The sequence below is a fragment of the Spiroplasma endosymbiont of Dasysyrphus albostriatus genome, from assembly GCF_964019495.1.
GTDB lineage: Bacteria > Bacillota_I > Bacilli_A > Mycoplasmatales > VBWQ01 > Spiroplasma_E.
Genome location: NZ_OZ026447.1, coordinates 176741 through 197874, shown reverse-complemented (window position 1 = coordinate 197874; position 21134 = coordinate 176741). Strand labels below are relative to the sequence as shown.

Below are 21134 nucleotides of genomic sequence, written 5' to 3'. Positions count from 1 at the left end.
AACAAATTGCTTTACCGTTTTTGTCTCTTAAAAAGTTTTTTCTTGTTTTTATATCATTAGTATTAAAGAATAAATAATCAAATTTATGTTGTTTACATGTTCAACAAAAATACTTTTTCATTATGAGTTGAAATTTCCTTATATGAAGTAACTATGTAATTAATTGGTAAATCATCTTTATTATATGGATTATTTATTTTAAAACCTTTTCTGTTTTCTTCTCACGTAATGTTATATTTAAAACAAGGATTAGTAATTTTAGTTTTGTTATCTGTTATTTCACCCATAAATCAACTATTATGCTGTTCATAAAATGTTAATGGTTCAAGTTTTATATCATTAATATAATATTCTTTTGGAATAGTTGGTTTATTAACAGTTATTTTTTGGTCTTTAATATATGGTTCTAATAATTTTATTAATTCATTACCGCTTAATTCTCTTTTAATATTTTCTAAATTAAAAACTCAATATGTATATTTATCATCAGCAATAAAACTATTATTTTTAACCATTCATTTTGGACATTGTAATTTATATTCACCATAATCAATAAGAATAGATTGTGGTTTATCTTTAACAATTTGTTCTTTTTTAAATTCTATTTGCATAATAATCCTTTCCTAATATGTCCTGTTGCTTCTAGCATAAAGAACATATATTTTGATTTTTAGATTATTAATAATACTACTATTCGTTTTATTCATTCCATCAATTCTGGGCTCAAAAATAAATTATGAAATTTTAAAAAACATTGAGGCATTCGATTCAATATTTATTTAATTTGTGTTAAACAAATTAATATTTTAATTGAACCGGCACCGCTCAATTTTTTTTACAAGTTTGAAATTTATTTTCTCGCCCAAAAAAATTTTCAAAAAAAAATAAAAAATAAAACCAACACTTGCTCACTGGGGAGTGGCAAGGTTGGTTAAATAAAGAATAGAATTAATATAGTAGGTTCCCTAAGCAGGTCTATATATACTAGTTTCCAATTCGCTCCCACCCCAAGAATTACCATTACTGGTTAGTATAATTTATTAGGTATCACTCCACTTTTTATTTATCCATGCAAGTCCACATGTTCTAGCTACTATTTTTAACAACTGTGTTGTAGTTCACTTTTTTAGTTCCCTAACACGTGTTGATAATAGCGTTAAAGAGGGTTATTAATTATTAACTTTCTCCTACTTGGTCACTGCGTGTAGTAGATATTTAAAGGATGTTAATAATAAAAATTTTAAAATTTTACAATTACAAAAAAAGACAAGATTATTTCTTGTCTTTTTCCTTGTTAATAATTTTTATTTTTTTAAATGTATATTTTTTAAAATACGTCGAATATAAATTTAAGGGTAAAAGAGAATTTAATTTGTCTATCATCATTTTTAAATGGTAATTTTGGAAATAAGTTACTAATATAGGAATAAATTATTTCGTAAATTATTTTATCTAATAATCAATAAATATAAAAGATTAAGAAAATATTGTAATTAGTCACTAGATTATATAAGTTTAAGGAGTGAAAATTATGAAGAAATACAAAATCGATAATAGTTTTCCTTTTATAGATCAAGATTTTAATTTTATTACAAGATATAGCTAACGAAAGTAATGTTTACTCATAAATAATGTAAAATAATAATATGTAATTTAAACAATTCTTGCACTTACAAGTATAATTCAGCAATAATTAAAATAGATTAGGAAGATTAAATTATGCCAAAACCATACAGTGAGGACTTACGAAGAAAAGTAATAGAAGTTTATGAAAGTAAAAACATGAAAATTAAAGAAATTTGTAAAGTGTTCAATATCACTAGAAAGACTTTATTTTTATGAAGAAAAAGAAAGCAAAAAACCGGAAATATAAAACCAATTTTGAATTATCAAAAAGGACATAGCCACAAAATAAAGGATTTAGATGAATTAAAAAATTATTTAGCAGAAAATAAAGATGTTACAGTTCAAAAAGTAATTGAAAAATTTGGTGATATGACAAAAGAAACAGTTTATAACTATTTCAAAAAACTAAATTATACATATAAAAAAAACTTTTCTATATGAACAAAGAGATAAAAATAAACAAGAAGATTTTTTAAAAGAAATAGCGAAAATAATGAATGAAGATTTGGTATATATTGATGAATCTGGAATTGATGATAATGAATTTTATAAATATGGTTGGTCTGAAAAAGGTAAAAGATTATTTGATAATAAACCTGCATATAAAATAAAGAGAATGAGTATAATTGGTGCACTAAATAAAGGTAAATTAAAAGCTCTATGAGCATTTGAAGGACATTGCAATAGTAAAATTTTTGAATCATATGTTAAAAATATACTAATTCCAGTATTAAAGTGTGGACAAATTATAGTTTTAGATAATGCGACGTTTCATAAATCTAAAGCAACAAAACAATTAATTGAAAATGCTGGATGCAAACTATTATTTCTTCCACCATATTCTCCTAATTTAAATCCAATTGAACATTTTTGATTTGCTATAAAACATAATATAAGAAAAATATTACCAAATTATTGACCAAATATTAAAAACGCGATTGATTTTGTTTTTCAAGATATGAGTAAACATTACTTTAGTTAGCTATATGATAGTGAAGAACACTTTTATGATGTTTTAGATGATCGATACTTAAAAGATAATGGAGAAATAGATGTTAATTTATTAAAAAAGAAAATTAATAAAATAAAAATAATATTATATTATATTAATAATAAGAAATATAAATGTGAAAAAACATTGCAGTCAAATATTAAAAAACAATCTATATTTCTTTCTTATAATATAAATAGTATTAAAAAGTTAGAAATTTTCGAAAAACAAAAAAACAAGTAAAATTTTTAAATTTAAGAATAAATTAGTTAAGTTTTTAACTTTTGGTTATTATAATTTTGAAAAAAAACGAATTAACAAAATAGTATGTGAAAAAGTTAATATAAGTAATCAAAAAGAAGAATTGAAAAAGGTTGGATTAAAAATTTTAAAACTTAATAATATTTTAGAAAAAATAGAAAAAGAAAAAAGAAGACAATGAGAAAAAAATGATCTTTTGAGACATTGATATGATTTTGCAAGTTCAAGAAAATTACAAAATCAACCATTAATGAGTAACGGTAATCAGTATTTACCAGTAAATAATTATGATAATGAAAAAAGTAGTGTTATTTAACACGTAAATAGTGATTATCAGTTTTACTTAAACGTTAATATAGATGCTGTTAACTCTGATAATGGTTTTAATGAAAATCAATATCAACAAAAATGTTCCATTTTATAAAAAAATAAAAATTAATAAAATATTATTAATTTAAATAAGTATTACAATAAATAATGATATTTTAATGTAAAATTATAATTATTAAATTTAGGAGCAAATAATGACAAAAAAATTTTATATTACTACCCCTATTTATTATCCTAGTGCTAAATTACACTTGGGACATGCTTATACAACAATTATTGCTGATGTTTTAGCTCGCTATAAGAAAATGCAAGGTTATGAAGTATTCTTTTTAACTGGAAGTGATGAACATGGTCAAAAAATTGCTAAAAAGGCGGATGAAAATAAACAAACTCCACAAAAATTTGTTGATGATATTGTTGTTGGGTTTAAGAATTTATGAAAAAACTTAAATATTGATTATGATAAATTTATTAGAACAACTAATAAAAATCATATTTTAAGTGTTCAAAAAATATTTAGCAAATTATTAAAACAAAATGATATTTATTTGGGAAAATATGAAGGGTCATATTGTATTTCTTGTGAAGAATTTTTGACAGATAGCCAAATTAATAAAACTAATAATACATGTAAAATATGTCAAGGTAATATTACTACTTTATCAGAACCATCATATTTTTTAAAATTGGAAAAATATACTAAACAATTATTAAAATATTATGATGAACATCCATTATTTTTATGACCACTTAATCGTAAAACAGAAATGATTAATAATTTTATTACGCCAGGTTTAGAAAATTTAAGTGTTACTAGAACGAGTTTTACTTGAGGGGTACCAGTATTAGAAGATCCAAAACATGTTATTTATGTTTGAATTGATGCATTAAGTAATTATTTAACAGGATTAGGTTATTTACAAGATGATGACATTAATTTTAAAAAATTTTGACTAGATTCAAATTGTGAAATTGTGAATTTAGTTGGTAAAGAAATTAGTCGTTTTCATATGATTTATTGGCCAATTTTATTAATGGCATTAAACTTGAGACAACCAAATCGAATTTTGGCCCACGGTTGAATTACTAATGAAGAAGGAAAAATGTCAAAATCAAAAGGTAATGTTATTGATCCTTTAGTATTAGTAAATCGTTATGGTGCCGATGGATTACGGTTTTTTTTAATGAAAGAAATTATTATTGGTCATGATGCAAAATATAGTCATGAATTATTTTTAAATTGTTATAACTCTTATCTTGTTAATGATTTAGGTAATTTGCTTTCGCGAACAGTTACAATGATCATTAAATATTGTGATGGTAAAATTCCCAAAGTTAATTTAAATAAGCTACAACCAGAAGCAATAGAAATAATTAAAATTATTAAAAGTACTATTAATGATTTTAATATTGAAATGGATGAGTATCAAATTCATGAAGCAATTAATGTCGTTTTTAAATTAATAACTAGTGGTAATAAATTAATTGATTTAACAAAACCATGAGATTTACATAAAAATAATAAAACTATTGAATTACATAATATTTTAAATTTATTAGCAAATATTTTAATTATTAGTAGTGCTTTATTAAGTCCAATTTTGGTTAATAGTTCATTAAAAATTCATGAACAATTGGGTGTCTTAAAAATTACTAAACCAATAGTCAATATTAACTTGAATGAAGTTTTTAATAAATCTGTTAATAAAAAAGAATTATTATTTCCAAGATTAAATATTGAAGATGAATTATCATTTTTAAACAATGCATTTAAATAAAATATAAGAGTTATTAAAAAAATGCCAGTTATAGATAATAAATATTCAATTCATTTTGTATGAATTGGAGAAATACCAATTACTGTAAGAAATAATAGAAAATGCAATTAGAGAAAAAAAGGAAAAAATTTAGGAGACTTTAAGAACAATTAATCAATCAAAATTAGTAAGTATTGAAATCCAAACCGAAATAAATGAAGAAAATGAGAAACCTAGTTGACAAGATCAAAAAAAAGAAGAACAAAAAATTAAAAATAAATTAAATGAAGAAGAAATAAAATTAACATCTTTAAATGAAGTATGAAAATTAATAAGTACTGAAATTCCAGAGTTACAGCAACCTTTATCAGAACAATCAAAAAATGCAAGCAAACAAAAATGAGAGAATAGGGGCTTAATAGAATCTCAATTACCTTTGGAAACAAAAGCAGAAATATTAAATACAGTTTAAACTATCAAGTAGAAGAAAAACAAAAAAATACAACAAATTTTTATAAAAAAATAAAAAATGTATAATTTTTTTATACATTTTTGGTGAAAATTAAGAGTTAAATATGAAATTTATTCGGGTTCATAAAATGGAACAATAACTTTTAAAGTATCTGGCTCTTCAGTTTTTAGTAAACGTTTGTCAATTTTATAAAGGTTACTATTAGACATTGCAATTCAATCCAATAAGTCTTTTTCATAAGCAATTTCTTCATAGAAATCAATTAAGAATCAGTCATAAAATTTCGCAGTTAAATTATCATTATTTTCACGAGCACTTTTAACAAGTTTATTAGTAAAATCAAGTAATTCTTCTTTAGTAGATTTTAATTTTTTTAATGCTTCTTCAATGTTTTTTGTAGTAAAAGTTGGAACTTTAATGTCTTTAATTTCAACTTGAGCATCTTGATCCATTAAATAGTTACAAATTTTACGAATATGAACAACAGCATCAGCTGCTTCTACTTGGAAGAAGCGTGCAAACCCAGGATATCCTTTTTGATTTGCATCATTACTTAATTTAAAACTAAGCATTTGATATTTTAGATGTTCACTAATATAATCATTTAGATCATCGTTAATCTTTTTAATCATTAAATACACCTTCTTTCTTGGCTTTATATGTATTATACTACTTTAATACTATATATATTAAAATAAATTAAGAATAAAAATATTGTTAATTAATTGTTTGTGTTACATTTTTTATGAAGTAAGTTCAGTGAATAGTTCAAGACCAATTTGATCATGTGCTCATTTATTTGGGGAACATAATCAAAGAAAAAATTATTATTAATAGTTTCTGGAGTTGTTCCATCAATATATCTTGGATTTAAATTTAAAGCTAAACCGGGAATTGATCATTTTATTGATTCATTAGTAATATTTTTTCCTATTTCTTGTGCTTCAGATAATAAATCACTAAAATTAGTTTCTAAGTCAAACGGTCTGATATTAATATCAGAATTATTTTTCATTAATTCAGTAATTTTATCATTTCATTTGTTATTATATTCATTTGATAAGTGATTTGCTACTTCTTTAACAGATTGTTTTTCATTAACATATTTTGGAATATTACTAATGTTAGGCACATTGGCAATTATTAAATTTTGAGCACCAGCATTAATTAATGTATCAACAGTTTCAAATTCAGTTGTTATTGCATTATTAATAATTGACTCTTGTTTTGCTGTTGAATTTTCATCCATAGCAGAAAGCAGATCATTACCACCTATTTCAATAAAAATATCATCATTTTTTTGTATTTTATGATCTTTTAATAATTGATTAGCTTGGTGGTCAATAGAATAATGATTTAAGAATAATTGATATTCTCAACTATGATTTTGTCCGGCTTGTGCTCCACCTACAGCATAGTTATTACCTTTTTGATATCAAGCTGGTAATAGTTCTGTTCCTAGTTTTTTCGCTAAAATACTAGCAGCAACATCGCCATTAGTAAATGAATTATGATAAAAAGGTTCTTGAAATTTAACTTTATCTATATTTCAAGTATCATAAGTAAAAATATTAGCTAAATTACCATTATCTGATAAACTGTCACCAAGGACATATAATTGTTATTTAACACTTATTGGTTCATTAAAATGTTTTGCTATCATTTCATTTCCAGCAGTTAAAGTTATTGCTGTCAGAGTGATATTTATTAAAAATGTTTTCATTTGATAAATTCCTTTTCTCATTAAAAATTTAAATATGAAGGTAATTTTTAAAAGAAAACTATATTCTCTTTTAAAAATTAATAACTTAACTTAATAGTAAGTTATTACCTTCATATTACCATATTAGTAGTAATGAGTAAATAAGGTTTTATTACAAAAATAAAAATTGATTTTAAAGAATGATTATATAGCTAACGAAAGTAATGTTTACTCATATCTTGAAAAACAAAATCAATCGCGTTTTTAATATTTGGTCAATAATTTGGTAATATTTTTCTTATATTATGTTTTATAGCAAATCAAAAATGTTCAATTGGATTTAAATTAGGAGAATATGGTGGAAGAAATAATAGTTTGCATCCAGCATTTTCAATTAATTGTTTTGTTGCTTTAGATTTATGAAACGTCGCATTATCTAAAACTATAATTTGTCCACACTTTAATACTGGAATTAGTATATTTTTAACATATGATTCAAAAATTTTACTATTGCAATGTCCTTCAAATGCTCATAGAGCTTTTAATTTACCTTTATTTAGTGCACCAATTATACTCATTCTCTTTATTTTATATGCAGGTTTATTATCAAATAATCTTTTACCTTTTTCAGACCAACCATATTTATAAAATTCATTATCATCAATTCCAGATTCATCAATATATACCAAATCTTCATTCATTATTTTCGCTATTTCTTTTAAAAAATCTTCTTGTTTATTTTTATCTCTTTGTTCATATAGAAAAGTTTTTTTTATATGTATAATTTAGTTTTTTGAAATAGTTATAAACTGTTTCTTTTGTCATATCACCAAATTTTTCAATTACTTTTTGAACTGTAACATCTTTATTTTCTGCTAAATAATTTTTTAATTCATCTAAATCCTTTATTTTGTGGCTATGTCCTTTTTGATAATTCAAAATTGGTTTTATATTTCCGGTTTTTTGCTTTCTTTTTCTTCATAAAAATAAAGTCTTTCTAGTGATATTGAACACTTTACAAATTTCTTTAATTTTCATGTTTTTACTTTCATAAACTTCTATTACTTTTCTTCGTAAGTCCTCACTGTATGGTTTTGGCATAATTTAATCTTCCTAATCTATTTTAATTATTGCTGAATTATACTTGTAAGTGCAAGAATTGTTTAAATTACATATTATTATTTTACATTATTTATGAGTAAACATTACTTTCGTTAGCTATATAAATTTAATTATTTATTAAATTTAATGCAATTTTTAAAAATAATTTTATGTCAATATTGAGTAAAAATTTCCCAAAATCATTAATTAAAATTAAATTTTATCAATATCACTATTTTTCTACAAAATTAAAAAAAATGTTAAAATCAATATATAATTTTAGATATATTTTTATTAATTCTTATTTTGAAAGAGGTATTAAAATGAAATATTTTAATCCAAGTTATTTATTTAAATTATGAATATTAAGTATTCCTTTATTTCATAATGAAAAACAAAAAGTACAATCTATGCCAATAAAATCATTAACTAACTCAATAACTTTACAAGAATCATTAACTAATTTACAACAACTACCAATTAATTTAAAACAACCTGAAATTTTTAATCATAAACATCGTCATAAAAAGTATAATAAAAAAAGACATGTTAATGGTGGTTTAGAAAATTTAGAATTTTTTAATGGTACATGTACAAATGGAGGAACTACTTTTGTAAAATTAATTAAAGAAGACTTTTACTGTGGTGTTGAAGAACCTTGAAATAATAATAAAGGAGTTGCCATTTTGCCCTATGTTTTAAAAGATAATGAATATCATTATTTATTAAATAAAGAATACAATCCATTATTTAAAAATAAGCAAATAGGTGAATATAGCACTATAACTGGTGGAGTTGAAAATAAGACTCATTATCAAACAGTTATTGATGAAATGTGAGAAGAAACTGGCATTAATGTTACTAACAAAAAAGACAAAATTTACTATTTAGGAAAACATTATGCAAACAAAATCAGCACCAAAGAATGATATTTATATGGAATTGATTTGACAAATACGAATTTAGATTTGAATGCAACTTATAAGGGAAGTGGTGATGGTTCTATTGCAGAAGAAAAAAGTTTTGCTAAATTTATTAATAAAACTATTTTAGATATGTGTAATGATGTCTTAAGTTTAGCAATTTATGGAAAATTAAATCTAAATAACAAAATGGAATCAAATTTAAATATTTCAGAAATAAATTCAACAGATTTACAAGTTCAATCTTCAACAAGCGGATATAAACCAAGCTTGCCACAAATTTAAAAACGAGATATTACAATTGTAATATCTTTATATATTTAAAATTAATTTTAAGACACCAAATTTGCTCATATACAAATGATTTAAAAATTTATATGATTTAGTATTCAAAAAATAAAATCTCTTATAGAATTCTATTTTTTGCCTAATTTTAATTATGTATTATTAATAACCATATCTTCAAGGATGGTCTTTATTTGGTATATAAACTTTTTTAGTTTTTATCAAATCTTCTTTGATAATTGGCTTTAGTGGTATTTCTTTTAGTTGATATATTTGATTATTATAACTAAGATATAACTCATTAATAAACGATTTAAGTACAATTACGTCAGTTCTGGGTTGTATATATTGAACTTTATTATTTTTATAAGAAAAATACTTTTTACCATAGTATGTTATAGTTGAACCACTATCTGTTTTTCTTTTAGAAAATCTTGAAAGATAAATATTTATTTCTTCTTGTATAGGAGCTTTAATCATAGCAGATTTATTATCATCAATAGGAAAACCGAATTGTTTATTAAAAATACTTATGTATATTTTAAGAAATTGATTAGCTTCTTTTAAATTTTTAATTTTATTAAGTCTAAGTTCACTAATTAATCGACTTTGAAGCGTTCCAAATAAGCGTTCGATTCTACCTTTAGCTTGTGGAATTGAAGTTCTAATTATTTCAACACCTAAATCATTACAGCACTTTTGAAATTGAGTATAAGTATCATTTTCTGTATTTATATTTCCTGCATCAATTTTTTTCTTATATCCAAAAACTGTTCTGTTATCAGTATAAAATGTTTTTGGTATGCCATATTTAGTTAAAATTTGATAAAAAACATTATAATAACCATCTAATGTTTCTTGATGATCAAATCATAGTCCAACAATATTTCCTGTAGCATCATCAATTGCAGCATGTAAAAATGCTTTTGGTTTATCATTACCAAATCAATGATGATTACTTGCATCCATTTGAATTAATTCACCAAAATTTGTTCTACGATTTCTAGTTGGATGTAAGTTATTTTTTTTATTTTTATGTCTTTTTGGTGAAATAATTTTTTCTTTGATTAATATAGTATAAAGTGTGCTATATGAAATTTTAATTTTTTCTTCACTAATTATTTTTTCATGAAAATGTTGAAAATTAAAATTATAATATTTTGTTTTATATAAGTTTATAATTTTATTTTTGATTTCAATTTTTGTTACTTTATTAGAAATTTTATTTCTAGATTTATGAATAAAACCAACTTTACCTTCTCTATTGAAAATTTTAATTAATTGGTTAATTCTTCTAATAGTTAGGTTAAGTTTATTCTTGGCCTGATGTTTAGATAATTTATTAATAATAATGTCATTTATAATTTTATATTTATATTTTTCTTTCATAGTCATGCTTCTTTCCATATTTATCACCAAGTATATTTAACCTCACTTTTTGGGAAATTTTCACTCGATAACTAATAGGAAATTATCACTAAATAATGACATTAAAAATAATTTTATTGTAAAAAAAATAAAATGTGTTAATTTTAAATTAAAAGATTGGTTTTTTACCCATTTACTTTGTTTTAAAGTAAATGGGTTTTTTATAAAATATTGAAAGGGAATAGGAAAAATGAGTAGAAATATAGCAGAAGCAATTGAAAATTTAGTTAATTCAAAAATAGTAGAAGAGTGAGTTTTTCTTTTTGAACAAAAACTTGAAAAAGAAGAATTAAGAAATTCAGAATATATGAAGTTACACAGTAAAGAAATATTTTTTAAATATATGTTTTTTGTTGAAGATGAAAAACTTGAAGAAATTGAAAAAGCAGAAAAAAAGATAAACATAAAATTAAAAAAAATAGAAAAAATTGAAACAAAAATAGAAAAAATTGAAACAAAAAATAAAGAAAAAATAAAAAAAAATAAGAATGAAAAAGAAATTGTAGAATTAAAGAATGAAAAAGCAAGACTTAATAAAAAAATCGCTTGTTTGCATTTATTTATAGATGATAAAAAAGAAGAAGTAAAAGATTTAGAGTTACAAAGATGTAAAATATTAGAAGAAAAAAGTAAAAATGAGAAAAATAATTTCTTATCAAAAGAAGATAGAGAAATACGAGATATTGAAAATAAAATATGAAAAATTATTTTAGATAATTATTTTCAAGATAAAAGTAATAAGAAACTTATATTAAAAGAATATGAGGAATATGCAAGTAATTTTAAAAAAACTATTAAAGAATTAAAGATTGGTGATAAAAAATGTTATGATGCATTATTAGATATAGTTACAACCTTATATAAAGACGTGTCAAGAGACAAATTATTTTTAGAAAGAGAAAACATAAAAACTGATGGTTGACAAGATATAAATTTAGATGAAGATTCAACAAGATTACAAAATTTATCTTTAGAAAATAAATTTAAACCATCTTTGTAGTCAAAAAATAGAAAGAGAATAAAAGATGAAAGAAACTATAGAAAAAATAAATAATGAATTAAAAGAATTTTGAAATAAAAATCAAAAAAAACATCCTGATATTTGTAAAAATTTAGAGTTATCAGGAATTGTGGTTATAAAAGGTGGTGTTCCTATGATTGGAGGTGCTTTATTTGGTGCTTTAATTGGAGTTCCGGGAGGACCTATTGGTATATTGCTAGTTTTTAAAGGTGCACTTCTTCAATTTAAACCAAGTATTGATGAAAAATATAACCAAATTAAAAAGACAAAAAAACTAGAAAAATTATTGAAAAGACTAGAAAGTATTGTAGAAGAAGTAAATTTGCAAGAAGAAAATACTATAACAATAGAATCTGACAGTGAATTAAGAGAAGAAAATTTATCTGATATTTTAAGAAAACATAAATTGTACAATGAAGAGTGTAGAAAAAAATTTTTTGAAGATGATCAATCATTTCAATCTGAAACAAAACTTCAAGAGTGAGGAAAAAATATAGGTGAAGAAGTAAATAAATTGCATTCAGTAACATCTTTAGGACAACAGGATGTAACTAATAATTATCAAACATCTAAAATGTAAATAAATATAAAAATAAAAAACTACTTAATTAATTTTAAGTAGTTTTTTATTTTTATAATCCGCATTTAGATTGAATACCACAATTATTGCAAGTATAACAACCAGCGCTAAAGACAAGGACTCCTTCTTTACACATTGTACATAAGTCACCTAAATCAGTGCCAATTTTACGATCTTGACGATCATTACGTCATCCTGGTTTAATTGGTTTTGTTTCATTAATACTATCAGCAAAAGTTTCAGTTAGACCAAGATCACTTAAGTTAACTTGCTCTTGCATTTGATTATCATCATCGGATAAAGATAAGACTTGACTATCTCTACTTCCATCAACATAAACAGTTCCACCTTTTGCTCCATCTTTATATAATTTGTAATATATTTGTTCTACTTTTTTAACAGTGTAACCTTTTGGAGCATTAACAGTTTTTGAAATTGAAGAATCAACTCAACGTTGAATAATACATTGTACATTAGCATGATCTTCAGGTGTTAATTGCATTGCTGAAACAAAAATATCTGGCAATGGTTTTTCTTTAAATTCTGGATGATACTGTAATCAGTCATTTACAATTTTTGCTTTTACTTCCATAAATTTGCCAAGTCTTCCTGAACGGAAATATGAAAAGGCAAAGTATGGTTCAAGTCCTGTTGATACACCAACCATAGTTCCAGTTGAACCTGTTGGAGCAACAGTTAATAAATGTGAGTTACGGATACCATATGTAAGAATATCATTTCTGATGTCTTCAGGCATTGTTTTCATGAATCCACTATTAATAAATGCTTCGCGTGATTTTAAAAATGGAAAACTTCCTTTTTCTTTAGCAATATTAATTGATGCACGATAAGCACTAGTAGTAATAGTTTCAAAAATTTTATCAACTACTTCATTAGCTTCTTTTGAGCCGTATTTTAGATTACTTCAAATTAGTAAATCATGTAAACCCATTACTCCTAGACCAATTCTTCGTTCACCAAGTGCTTGTTTTTTATTTGCTTCTAAAAAGTATGGAGTGCTGTCAATAACATTATCTTGCATACGAACACAAGTTGTTACAGATTTACTTAGTTCATCGTAAAGAATTTCACTTGTTTTTTTATTAACAAAATTAGCTAAATTAATTGCTGATAAATTACACACTGAATAGGGTGCTAATGGTTGTTCACCACAAGGATTAGTAGCAACAACACGCATACCATATGCTTGAGCATTAGTCATTTCATTAGCTCTATCAATGAAAAAAATACCAGGTTCTGCTGAATATGTAGCACAGAAATTAATTAAATCTCATAAGTCAGATGCATTAATTGTATAATAAGTTTTAATTGGGTAACCCATTTTTTCTCAATCATGAACATCACCAATTTTATTTCAATGTTCGTCATAAGCTTGTTTTTGAGTTACAGTATAATTATCTAAGTCAGGGAAACGTAAATTTCATTTACCATTTATTGCAACGGCATTCATAAATTCATCACTAATTGTTACTGAGATATTAGTTCCGGTTAAAAAATCACTTTTAATTACTTCTCAAGATCCACCAAGTGCTAGTTTATTTTTAGCATTTTCTATTATTTCTTCATTAAAAAGTTGTTCATTATTTAAGATTGATTCAAAAATATTACGATCTTGGTCACTAAGTACTTCAAATTTTAATTTTTTACTTGCTTCATCACGAATTAAACTTGATTTTGAATTTTCTTTTAACCATAATAAAATTTTTGCATTTTGCATTTTTGAAATAATAAATTCAATAATATCTGGATGTCAATCAGCTAGCATAATCATTTGTGCGCCACGTCGTGATCCACCTTGTTCTACTAAATGAGTTAATGTAGATAAATCGTTTAATCAAGAAACAGCTCCTGAAGATTTACCACCAACTGTTTTAGCAACAGTACCTTTTGGTCTTAGTGTTGAACCATTAGAACCAACACCACCACCATGTGACATAATTTCCATAACTTCTTGACGATGAGCAGCAATTCCACTTCGTGAATCATGAATAAAAGGCATTACGAAACAGTTAAAAAAAGTAACATCAGAATCACTACCAGCCCCATATAAAACTCTTCCAGCAGGTACTATATTTAGCGATTTTAATTGTTCATAAAATTGGGATAAATAAACAGATCTTAATTTTGGTGATTCTTTTGTAGTTAATGATTTACTAACACGATAAGCAATTTGTTCATAAAATAACTCTAGTGGTTTTTCAAGTTCATATTTTTGTTTGTGGATAATGCCAGCTTTACCAGAAATTTTTATTAGTTCAGGATCAATTGAGCCGAGGTATTCATCTTCAATTTTGATAGCATAAACTTGATTTTCTAATTCTTCAACAACATAACCAATTCCTCTAGTTGGAAAAATAGCATCTTCACGGATAATACTAATTACCAAATCACCTGGTTTTAAAGAAATTAAATTTTTATCTTTTTGTGCATAACGATCAAGCATTACCATTCTTGATACACCTTCATGAGTAATTTTATAATCTTTTTCTATTGTTTTTAAGTGTGTAAAATGCTTACTAATATCTTCATTTAAATTATTTTTTAAACTTTCACTGTACATAAAAATTCACCTGACCCTTTACAAATTTATTCTTATTATAACAATTGATAAATTTAAAGTCTAAATTTACATTGTTAGTAACTTATTATTTATTTCAGAAAATAATACGCTTTAAAATAATATCATAATTTATTTTATTAAAAATTTATTTTTTGAAATAAATAAATTCAAATTTAATATTATATAGTCAATGCTAATAATCTTACAAATTAATTTTTCTTAGTTATAAATTTATTTTTAATAATGCATTTTATTGTTTGTGGTTCTACGTTATTATTGCCTACTATATAAGAAATATTTTTAGATTTAAAAATTTATATTTTTTTATTCATTAATAAAATCCTTTTATATCAAAATTAGTGTTAATTATATAATACAATTACTTTTAGAATACATTCAGATTTTTTTGATTAATGTTATAGTAAAAGAACATATATGTTATTATATTAGAGATTATTTTCTATTAAGAAATAATTAAGGTTTTTTTCTTTATATACTATTAAATTTATTATATAAATTCTGAAAAAAATCTATCTATTTATCGACTTTTTCTCAATTTTTAAATTAAACATAACATTACAGTTTTAAAACTAGATATGTTGTTTAATTTATATGATTTTCTTTTCCATATAAATGAACATGATGTTTTGTAACATTGATACAAAAGTACATGTTGGTAAAAGTCTGATAATTAATTTTAAAAAAACTTTTAAGGAGAATATAAAACAATGAATACACAAATTATTAAAAAAGGAAGAATGCCTGGTTCAGCAATGAAATCAGGAGCTATTACTGCACTTGTAGTTGGTTCTATTGCTGTAGTTATAGGAATGTTAATAGCAATTGGAATGTTTGCTTTTGGAAACTTTGCTGCTAATCAAATTGCTGGGGCAGGAGATGCTCAAATGCAGCAATTTTTGGTAAAATTGTTCATGGAATGGCTTTTTTTGCATTAATTATTTCATTAATTAATGTACCGCAAATTATTGCTAACATATTATTAATTAAGGGAAAATTAAATAGTTCTATTCTTCCAGGAGTATTAACTATGCTTGGATTGGGAATTGGAATTATTGGAATTTTCTGTGGTGTTGCAATTTTTACTGGAAAATTTGAAGACGAAGTTGAAAAATCACAAGATGAAAACTTCATTCATCGTAACTTTAACGTTCCGAGTTGAGAATCAAAAACAACTAATGAAACTGTTGTTAATGCTGAAGTTAAATCAGAAACTTCTAACAATGATGAATTAGCTGCAATGAAACAAAAGATTCAAGATTTAGAAGAAAAAATTACAGAACAAAAAGATAAAAAATAAATTATTTGTAAGAAAGATTCTCCTTAAATTGTAATAATTATACTCTAGTGAAAAAATAATTGAGATACTTTTTCTAGAGTATTTTTAATTATTAAATTTTTTGTGGAATCTATATATTAAAAATTATGTTCGAAAAATATAAAAATTTTTATATATAAATAAGTTTAAAAATAATAATATGGAAGTTAACTAAAAATAATAGATTTAAGTTAGAGTAAAATTTATATGTTATGATAAATATAGTTATTAAAGGGTGTATAGAATCAAGAAAGTGTATTATCAATAATTTTAAAAATACAATTGATATTACGTTAATCTTTGAAAATATAAGGAATAAGTTTTAGTAAAAAAAGTAAAATTTAATTTATTAAATATTTTTTAAAATTTTTTATTTGGAGGGAGAAAATTTATATATTAAGATAAATTAATTGTAATCATATATTATGGGAGGCAAAAAATGAAAATTGTATTATCTGGTGTAGTTGGTGTTGGTAAGAGCACTATTAGTAGAGAATTAGCAAAATTATTAAAATATAAAATTATGGACGAGCCAGTTACTAGTAATCCCTATTTAGATGATTTTTATCAAAATCCTTTAGAATATGCTTTTAAAATGCAAGTATTTATGTTGATGGCACGAAGTAAACAATTAAAAGAAGCACAAAATTTTAACAATGTTATTTTTGATCGCAGTATTTTAGAAGATCCTATTTTCGTTGAAGTATTAAAAGCTCAAAACAATATGAATGATAGAGATTATGAAGTGTATTTAAATTTTTATAATAATGTTATTATTTCATCACTTTATTTTGATCCACAAATTAAACCCGATTTAATTGTCTATTTAAAAGCAAATCTTGAAAACACAATTGAACGCATAAACCTTCGTGGTCGTGAATCAGAAAAACATGTACCTCATGAATACTGAAGTTTATTAAATAAAAAATATGAACAGTGATATGAAAAAGAAAAAAATAACTTTAATTTTTTAGTAATTGACACTAATGATTTAACTCCTAAGGAAATAGTGCAAAAAATAATTGATTATATAAAATAAAATTTCTTATTGAAATCAAATTTTTATTTAGTCATTTTTTCTCATGTTATATTAATAATTATTGTTATTTTTCCTTTACTTTAAAGGTAATTACGTTATAATATTGTATGAGTCAAATATTTAAAAATCAAACTTAATATATTTACTCCTTGCTCATCAGAGCCATATGCCCAAAAGGAGGTCTTCGAACATTGGAAGATTTAAAACAAAAGCATAATTATGAAATTATGTACATCGTTGATGATCAAAATCAAGAAAAAGCACAATTAATTAAAAAAGAATTTTGTGAAATTTTAACTAAAAATGCTGGAAAAATTACTAAAGAACAAGATTCTATTCGTCAATTTGCTTATCCTATTAACAAAAAAGTTAAGGGTCATTATTTTATTATTGAAGTGTTAACTTCACCAGAAAACATTGCTAACTTTAATCGTGTAGCTTTAAATAAACAAAGACAATTAGACGTAATGCGTTTTTTGGTTATTAATTTAGATAGTGAAAAAATTAATAAGTTTAAACCAAAACGCCAAGTAGAATCTAGTTCTTTCTCTCGACCAACAAGACCAGGAAATCGTCCTTCTTATAATCGTGATGAAAATGGTGAAAGAAAACCAAGACCAATCGCTGGTACTGAGTCATCTTATCGTACAAAAACTAATTACCAAAATTCAAAAACAAATACTAATAATAATGCATCGAATACTGAACAAAAAGATTAATAAAATCTAAGTTAAAAGTGAGGATAAAAAATGAATATTGTTACATTAATTGGTAGAATCACTCGTGATTTAAAGTTACATCAAACTTCAACAGGAAAACCTTTTACTTTTTTTACACTTGCAGTTAATAATATTCAAAATCAAGCTGATTATATTTCGTGTGTGGCTTGAAATAAAGTTGCTGAAAATATGACTAATTATTTAGTTAAAGGTTCTTTAATTTCAGTTTCAGGAAGACTGTCAGTAAGAAAATCAACAGATCAGAATGGAAAAGAACTATATATTACTGAAGTGGTTGCACAAACTGTTACTTTTTTAGATAATCGTAAAAAAGATAGTAGTGGTAATAACACTAATATTAATTATTCAAAACCAAGAGATGAGAATAAAATTCATTTAGATGATGCTTTTAAAAGTCCTAATTATAGTACTGATATTGCCTTTACTAATACTAATCAGCTTCAAGAAAAAGAAGCGGCTATTCAAAATATAGAATTTGATGAAGAAGATATCATTTGAGATTTAAATAATTAAAGGAGGATAATTATGAACACTGGTAAACCAAGAAATTTTACAAGAAGAAAATCTTGTTTTATTACTAAAAATAATATTACTTATATTGATTATAAAGATATTGAATTACTAAGTAAATTTATGGGTAATAATAACAAAATTTTGCCAGCAAGAACAACAGGTACTAATCCAAAGTATCAACGTTTAATTGCTAAAAATATAAAACGTGCCCAAATCATGGGATTATTAAAATATTCAAGATAAAAAAATTGAGTAAGTTTACAAATCTTACTCAATTTTTATTTATTTTTATCTTAAAAATATTTTATTTTAAATAATAGTTTAAAATTAAAATAAAAAAACTTTAATAGTATTATATTACATAAAAGATAATGGCTGTTTTTAATATTAGTGTTATAGTATAATTAATAATATTAGAAGGAAGTGACAAAGTGTTCAAATCGTTAAGAAATTATCATTTAATAATGATTGTTTGATTAGTAGTTGAAATTTTAATTGGCTTGACTTATTTTATTGTTAATATTGAGACAGCAGAACAAGTGGTCACTATTACTGTAATTTTAAGTTTAGTTTTAGGTAATTTTATTATTGTTTGTCTTTATATTTTTCTATTTAGTTTATGAATTCGTCATCGTTATATTAACACAGCTGAAATCATAAAATTAAATAATGCACAAGCTTTAACTTTTGGTAGTGTTGGTATGATTGTTTTAGATAGTGATTTATCAATTATGTGAGTAAGTGAATTTTTAGAAGATAAAGGTTTAGGTAGATTAATTGGAAAATCAATTGTTAAACTATCAAGAGATTTAGAACAATTAATTAGTAATAATATTACTCAAATTACACTTAAAATTGAAGATATGCTTTATGATGCTATTTATTTAGTACAAACTAGAACAATTTTGTTACAAGAAACAACTAAATATCATTTCTTATATAATAAATTGCAGCAAGAAAAATTAGTTTTTGGTGTAATTAGTATTGATAATTTTTATAATTCTTTACAAAAATTAAGAGTTGAGAATCAAATTCGTGTTGAAGCATTTATTAAAACTGAATTAAATGATTTTGCTAATAATTATTCAGGTTTATTATTAGGTAATATTGAAGATGGTTACAATATTTTACTTTATCAAAATGAATTTAATAAAGCAAGAAATGATAACTTTCCACTTATTAAAAATATTCGAGAAGGTGTTAAAAAATTTAAAGCAGATATTACGTTATCTGCTGGTTTCTCTTATGGTAATGCTATTAGTAAAGATCTATATGATTTGGCTATTGAAAGTAAAGAGTTAGCAGTTTATCGTGGTGGTGATCAAGTAGTTATTCGTGAATTTGGTGGTAATACAGTTTTTATTGGAGGTACTATTGAAGCAAAACAATCAGAATCTAAAATTAATATTAGAATGTTTGCACAATCATTATATAATGAAATAAAATTAGCAGAAAACATTTTAGTTATGGGACATGCGGCTGCTGATTTTGATAGTATTTCTTCAGGAACAGCTATTATTGAAATTGCTAAAAGCTTAAATAAAAGTGCTCATTATGTTATTAATCAAAATGAAGTTGATGAAAAAACATTAAAAATTCTTCATGAACTTGTTCCTGAAAGTTATATTAGTCGTAATTTTATTACAGGTAAACAAGCACTTAAATTTCTTCATGCAAATACTTTATTAATTGTTGTTGATACTCATAATCCACAACGTGTTGATAGTCCTGATTTATTAAGTAAAGCTGTAAAAATTATTGTTATTGATCATCATCGTGTTTCTGATGAATCAATTAGTAGCACCATTACTTCTTATATTGATGCAGGAACTTCTTCAACAGCTGAAGCAATGACAGAAATTATTTATTATAATGATTTTAATAATATTGAATCAGAATTTTTATGAAATATAATGTTTGCAGGTATTTTAATTGATACTAATAATTTCCAAGTAAGAACAACAAGAAGAACTTTTGAAGCCTGTGGATTATTAACTGATTGAGGAGCTTCTCCTTCTAAAGTTAAAGGATTATTGAAAAATAGTTTAAATGAACTAATTGATAAATTTGCTTTAATTAGTCACGCCCAAGAAATTAAAAAAGGATTTTTAGTTGCTGTTGGTGATGAAAACTTAGAAGTACATACTTCATATTTAGCCCAAATTTCAGAAATGTTGTTAGACTTACGTGATTGTAAAGCATCATTTACTATTGCTTATGATCGTCAAGGACGTGCTTGTTTATCAGCACGAAGCAACGGTGAAATAAATGTTCAAATTATTTGTGAAAACTTAGGTGGTGGTGGTCACTTTAGTGCTGCTGCTGTCCAAAGTAGTAAATTGGGAATTAGAGCATTGTATGATGAATTGGTAAAATTAATTGAAAGTGGCGTATATCAAAGCGAGAGTGCTACTACTGAAAGGTATTAAAATTATTAAAATAGAAAGT

The 21134-nt window shown here is 23.9% G+C and carries 21 protein-coding genes; 14 read left to right on the top strand and 7 right to left on the bottom strand.

All coding sequences use genetic code 4. The features are described from left to right. Positions 1-92: 92 nt before the first annotated feature. Positions 93-611: a hypothetical protein gene (locus AACL11_RS01265; protein WP_338987696.1), complete on the bottom strand. Its 519-nt coding sequence runs from the start codon at positions 609-611 to the stop codon at positions 93-95. 1108 nt (positions 612-1719) lie between these two features. On the opposite strand from AACL11_RS01265, the gene AACL11_RS01260 reads away from it, so the two are divergent. The 4 genes from AACL11_RS01260 (at position 1720) to metG (ending at position 4986) form a co-directional block, all read left to right on the top strand. Next, positions 1720-2079: a helix-turn-helix domain-containing protein gene (locus AACL11_RS01260; protein WP_338973555.1), complete on the top strand. Its 360-nt coding sequence runs from the start codon at positions 1720-1722 to the stop codon at positions 2077-2079. Beyond that, complete coding sequence (locus AACL11_RS01255) at positions 2036-2608, top strand: IS630 family transposase (protein ID WP_338988471.1); 573 nt, start codon at positions 2036-2038, stop codon at positions 2606-2608. Before AACL11_RS01260 ends, AACL11_RS01255 begins: the two co-directional genes overlap by 44 nt. Positions 2609-2981: 373 nt before the next feature. Beyond that, positions 2982-3194, top strand: a complete 213-nt coding sequence (locus tag AACL11_RS01250) for a hypothetical protein (RefSeq protein WP_338987871.1) — start codon at positions 2982-2984, stop codon at positions 3192-3194. A gap of 208 nt (positions 3195-3402) precedes the next feature. Beyond that, positions 3403-4986, top strand: coding sequence for a methionine--tRNA ligase (gene metG / locus AACL11_RS01245; protein ID WP_338987870.1), 1584 nt, complete (start codon positions 3403-3405; stop codon positions 4984-4986). Between the two features lie 561 nt (positions 4987-5547). Here the strand turns inward: metG and AACL11_RS01240 are convergent. From AACL11_RS01240 to AACL11_RS01225, 4 genes are all read right to left on the bottom strand, one after another. Then, complete coding sequence (locus AACL11_RS01240; protein WP_174481292.1) at positions 5548-6069, bottom strand: ferritin-like domain-containing protein; 522 nt, start codon at positions 6067-6069, stop codon at positions 5548-5550. Between the two features lie 89 nt (positions 6070-6158). Further along, positions 6159-7055 (bottom strand): SGNH/GDSL hydrolase family protein, encoded by an 897-nt coding sequence (locus AACL11_RS01235; protein ID WP_338988532.1) that lies wholly within the window; start codon positions 7053-7055, stop codon positions 6159-6161. A 296-nt stretch (positions 7056-7351) separates the two neighbouring features. Continuing rightward, positions 7352-7852 carry an IS630 family transposase gene (locus tag AACL11_RS01230; RefSeq protein ID WP_338988531.1) on the bottom strand — a complete coding sequence of 167 codons (501 nt, stop codon included), beginning with the start codon at positions 7850-7852 and terminating at the stop codon, positions 7352-7354. Positions 7853-7880: 28 nt separating this feature from the next. Next, positions 7881-8240: a helix-turn-helix domain-containing protein gene (locus AACL11_RS01225; protein WP_338973555.1), complete on the bottom strand. Its 360-nt coding sequence runs from the start codon at positions 8238-8240 to the stop codon at positions 7881-7883. 323 nt (positions 8241-8563) lie between these two features. On the opposite strand from AACL11_RS01225, the gene AACL11_RS01220 reads away from it, so the two are divergent. Continuing rightward, a complete protein-coding gene (locus AACL11_RS01220; protein WP_338986545.1) occupies positions 8564-9448 on the top strand; it encodes a hypothetical protein in 885 nt (294 codons plus the stop codon). Between the two features lie 162 nt (positions 9449-9610). Here AACL11_RS01220 and AACL11_RS01215 read toward each other — a convergent pair whose 3' ends face one another. Then, positions 9611-10855 carry an ISNCY family transposase gene (locus AACL11_RS01215; protein WP_252319108.1) on the bottom strand — a complete coding sequence of 415 codons (1245 nt, stop codon included), beginning with the start codon at positions 10853-10855 and terminating at the stop codon, positions 9611-9613. 211 nt (positions 10856-11066) lie between these two features. Between AACL11_RS01215 and AACL11_RS01210 the strand changes: the two genes are divergently transcribed. Both AACL11_RS01210 and AACL11_RS01205 read left to right on the top strand, forming a co-directional pair. Beyond that, positions 11067-11876, top strand: a complete 810-nt coding sequence (locus AACL11_RS01210) for a hypothetical protein (protein WP_338987869.1) — start codon at positions 11067-11069, stop codon at positions 11874-11876. Positions 11877-11901: 25 nt separating this feature from the next. After that, positions 11902-12477 (top strand): hypothetical protein, encoded by a 576-nt coding sequence (locus AACL11_RS01205; RefSeq protein WP_338987868.1) that lies wholly within the window; start codon positions 11902-11904, stop codon positions 12475-12477. Between the two features lie 52 nt (positions 12478-12529). Here AACL11_RS01205 and AACL11_RS01200 read toward each other — a convergent pair whose 3' ends face one another. Continuing rightward, a complete protein-coding gene (locus tag AACL11_RS01200) occupies positions 12530-15058 on the bottom strand; it encodes a vitamin B12-dependent ribonucleotide reductase (RefSeq protein ID WP_338987867.1) in 2529 nt (842 codons plus the stop codon). Between the two features lie 728 nt (positions 15059-15786). Here AACL11_RS01200 and AACL11_RS01195 point away from each other — a divergent pair. The 7 genes from AACL11_RS01195 to AACL11_RS01165 all read left to right on the top strand — a co-directional run bounded on the left by AACL11_RS01195 (position 15787) and on the right by AACL11_RS01165 (position 21115). After that, positions 15787-16014, top strand: a complete 228-nt coding sequence (locus tag AACL11_RS01195; RefSeq protein ID WP_338987866.1) for a hypothetical protein — start codon at positions 15787-15789, stop codon at positions 16012-16014. Further along, a complete protein-coding gene (locus tag AACL11_RS01190) occupies positions 15996-16376 on the top strand; it encodes a hypothetical protein (RefSeq protein WP_338987865.1) in 381 nt (126 codons plus the stop codon). Before AACL11_RS01195 ends, AACL11_RS01190 begins: the two co-directional genes overlap by 19 nt. A 457-nt stretch (positions 16377-16833) precedes the next feature. Further along, positions 16834-17433 carry a deoxynucleoside kinase gene (locus AACL11_RS01185; RefSeq protein ID WP_252320085.1) on the top strand — a complete coding sequence of 200 codons (600 nt, stop codon included), beginning with the start codon at positions 16834-16836 and terminating at the stop codon, positions 17431-17433. Between the two features lie 191 nt (positions 17434-17624). Further along, entirely contained in the window at positions 17625-18152 is a 528-nt protein-coding gene (gene rpsF, locus AACL11_RS01180; protein WP_174481287.1) for a 30S ribosomal protein S6, read from the top strand. Between the two features lie 30 nt (positions 18153-18182). Further along, positions 18183-18686 (top strand): single-stranded DNA-binding protein, encoded by a 504-nt coding sequence (locus AACL11_RS01175; protein ID WP_174481286.1) that lies wholly within the window; start codon positions 18183-18185, stop codon positions 18684-18686. A gap of 12 nt (positions 18687-18698) precedes the next feature. Continuing rightward, positions 18699-18929 carry a 30S ribosomal protein S18 gene (gene rpsR / locus AACL11_RS01170; RefSeq protein WP_252320083.1) on the top strand — a complete coding sequence of 77 codons (231 nt, stop codon included), beginning with the start codon at positions 18699-18701 and terminating at the stop codon, positions 18927-18929. 188 nt (positions 18930-19117) lie between these two features. Further along, positions 19118-21115 (top strand): DHH family phosphoesterase, encoded by a 1998-nt coding sequence (locus AACL11_RS01165; protein WP_252320081.1) that lies wholly within the window; start codon positions 19118-19120, stop codon positions 21113-21115. The last annotated feature ends 19 nt before the right edge of the window (positions 21116-21134 follow it).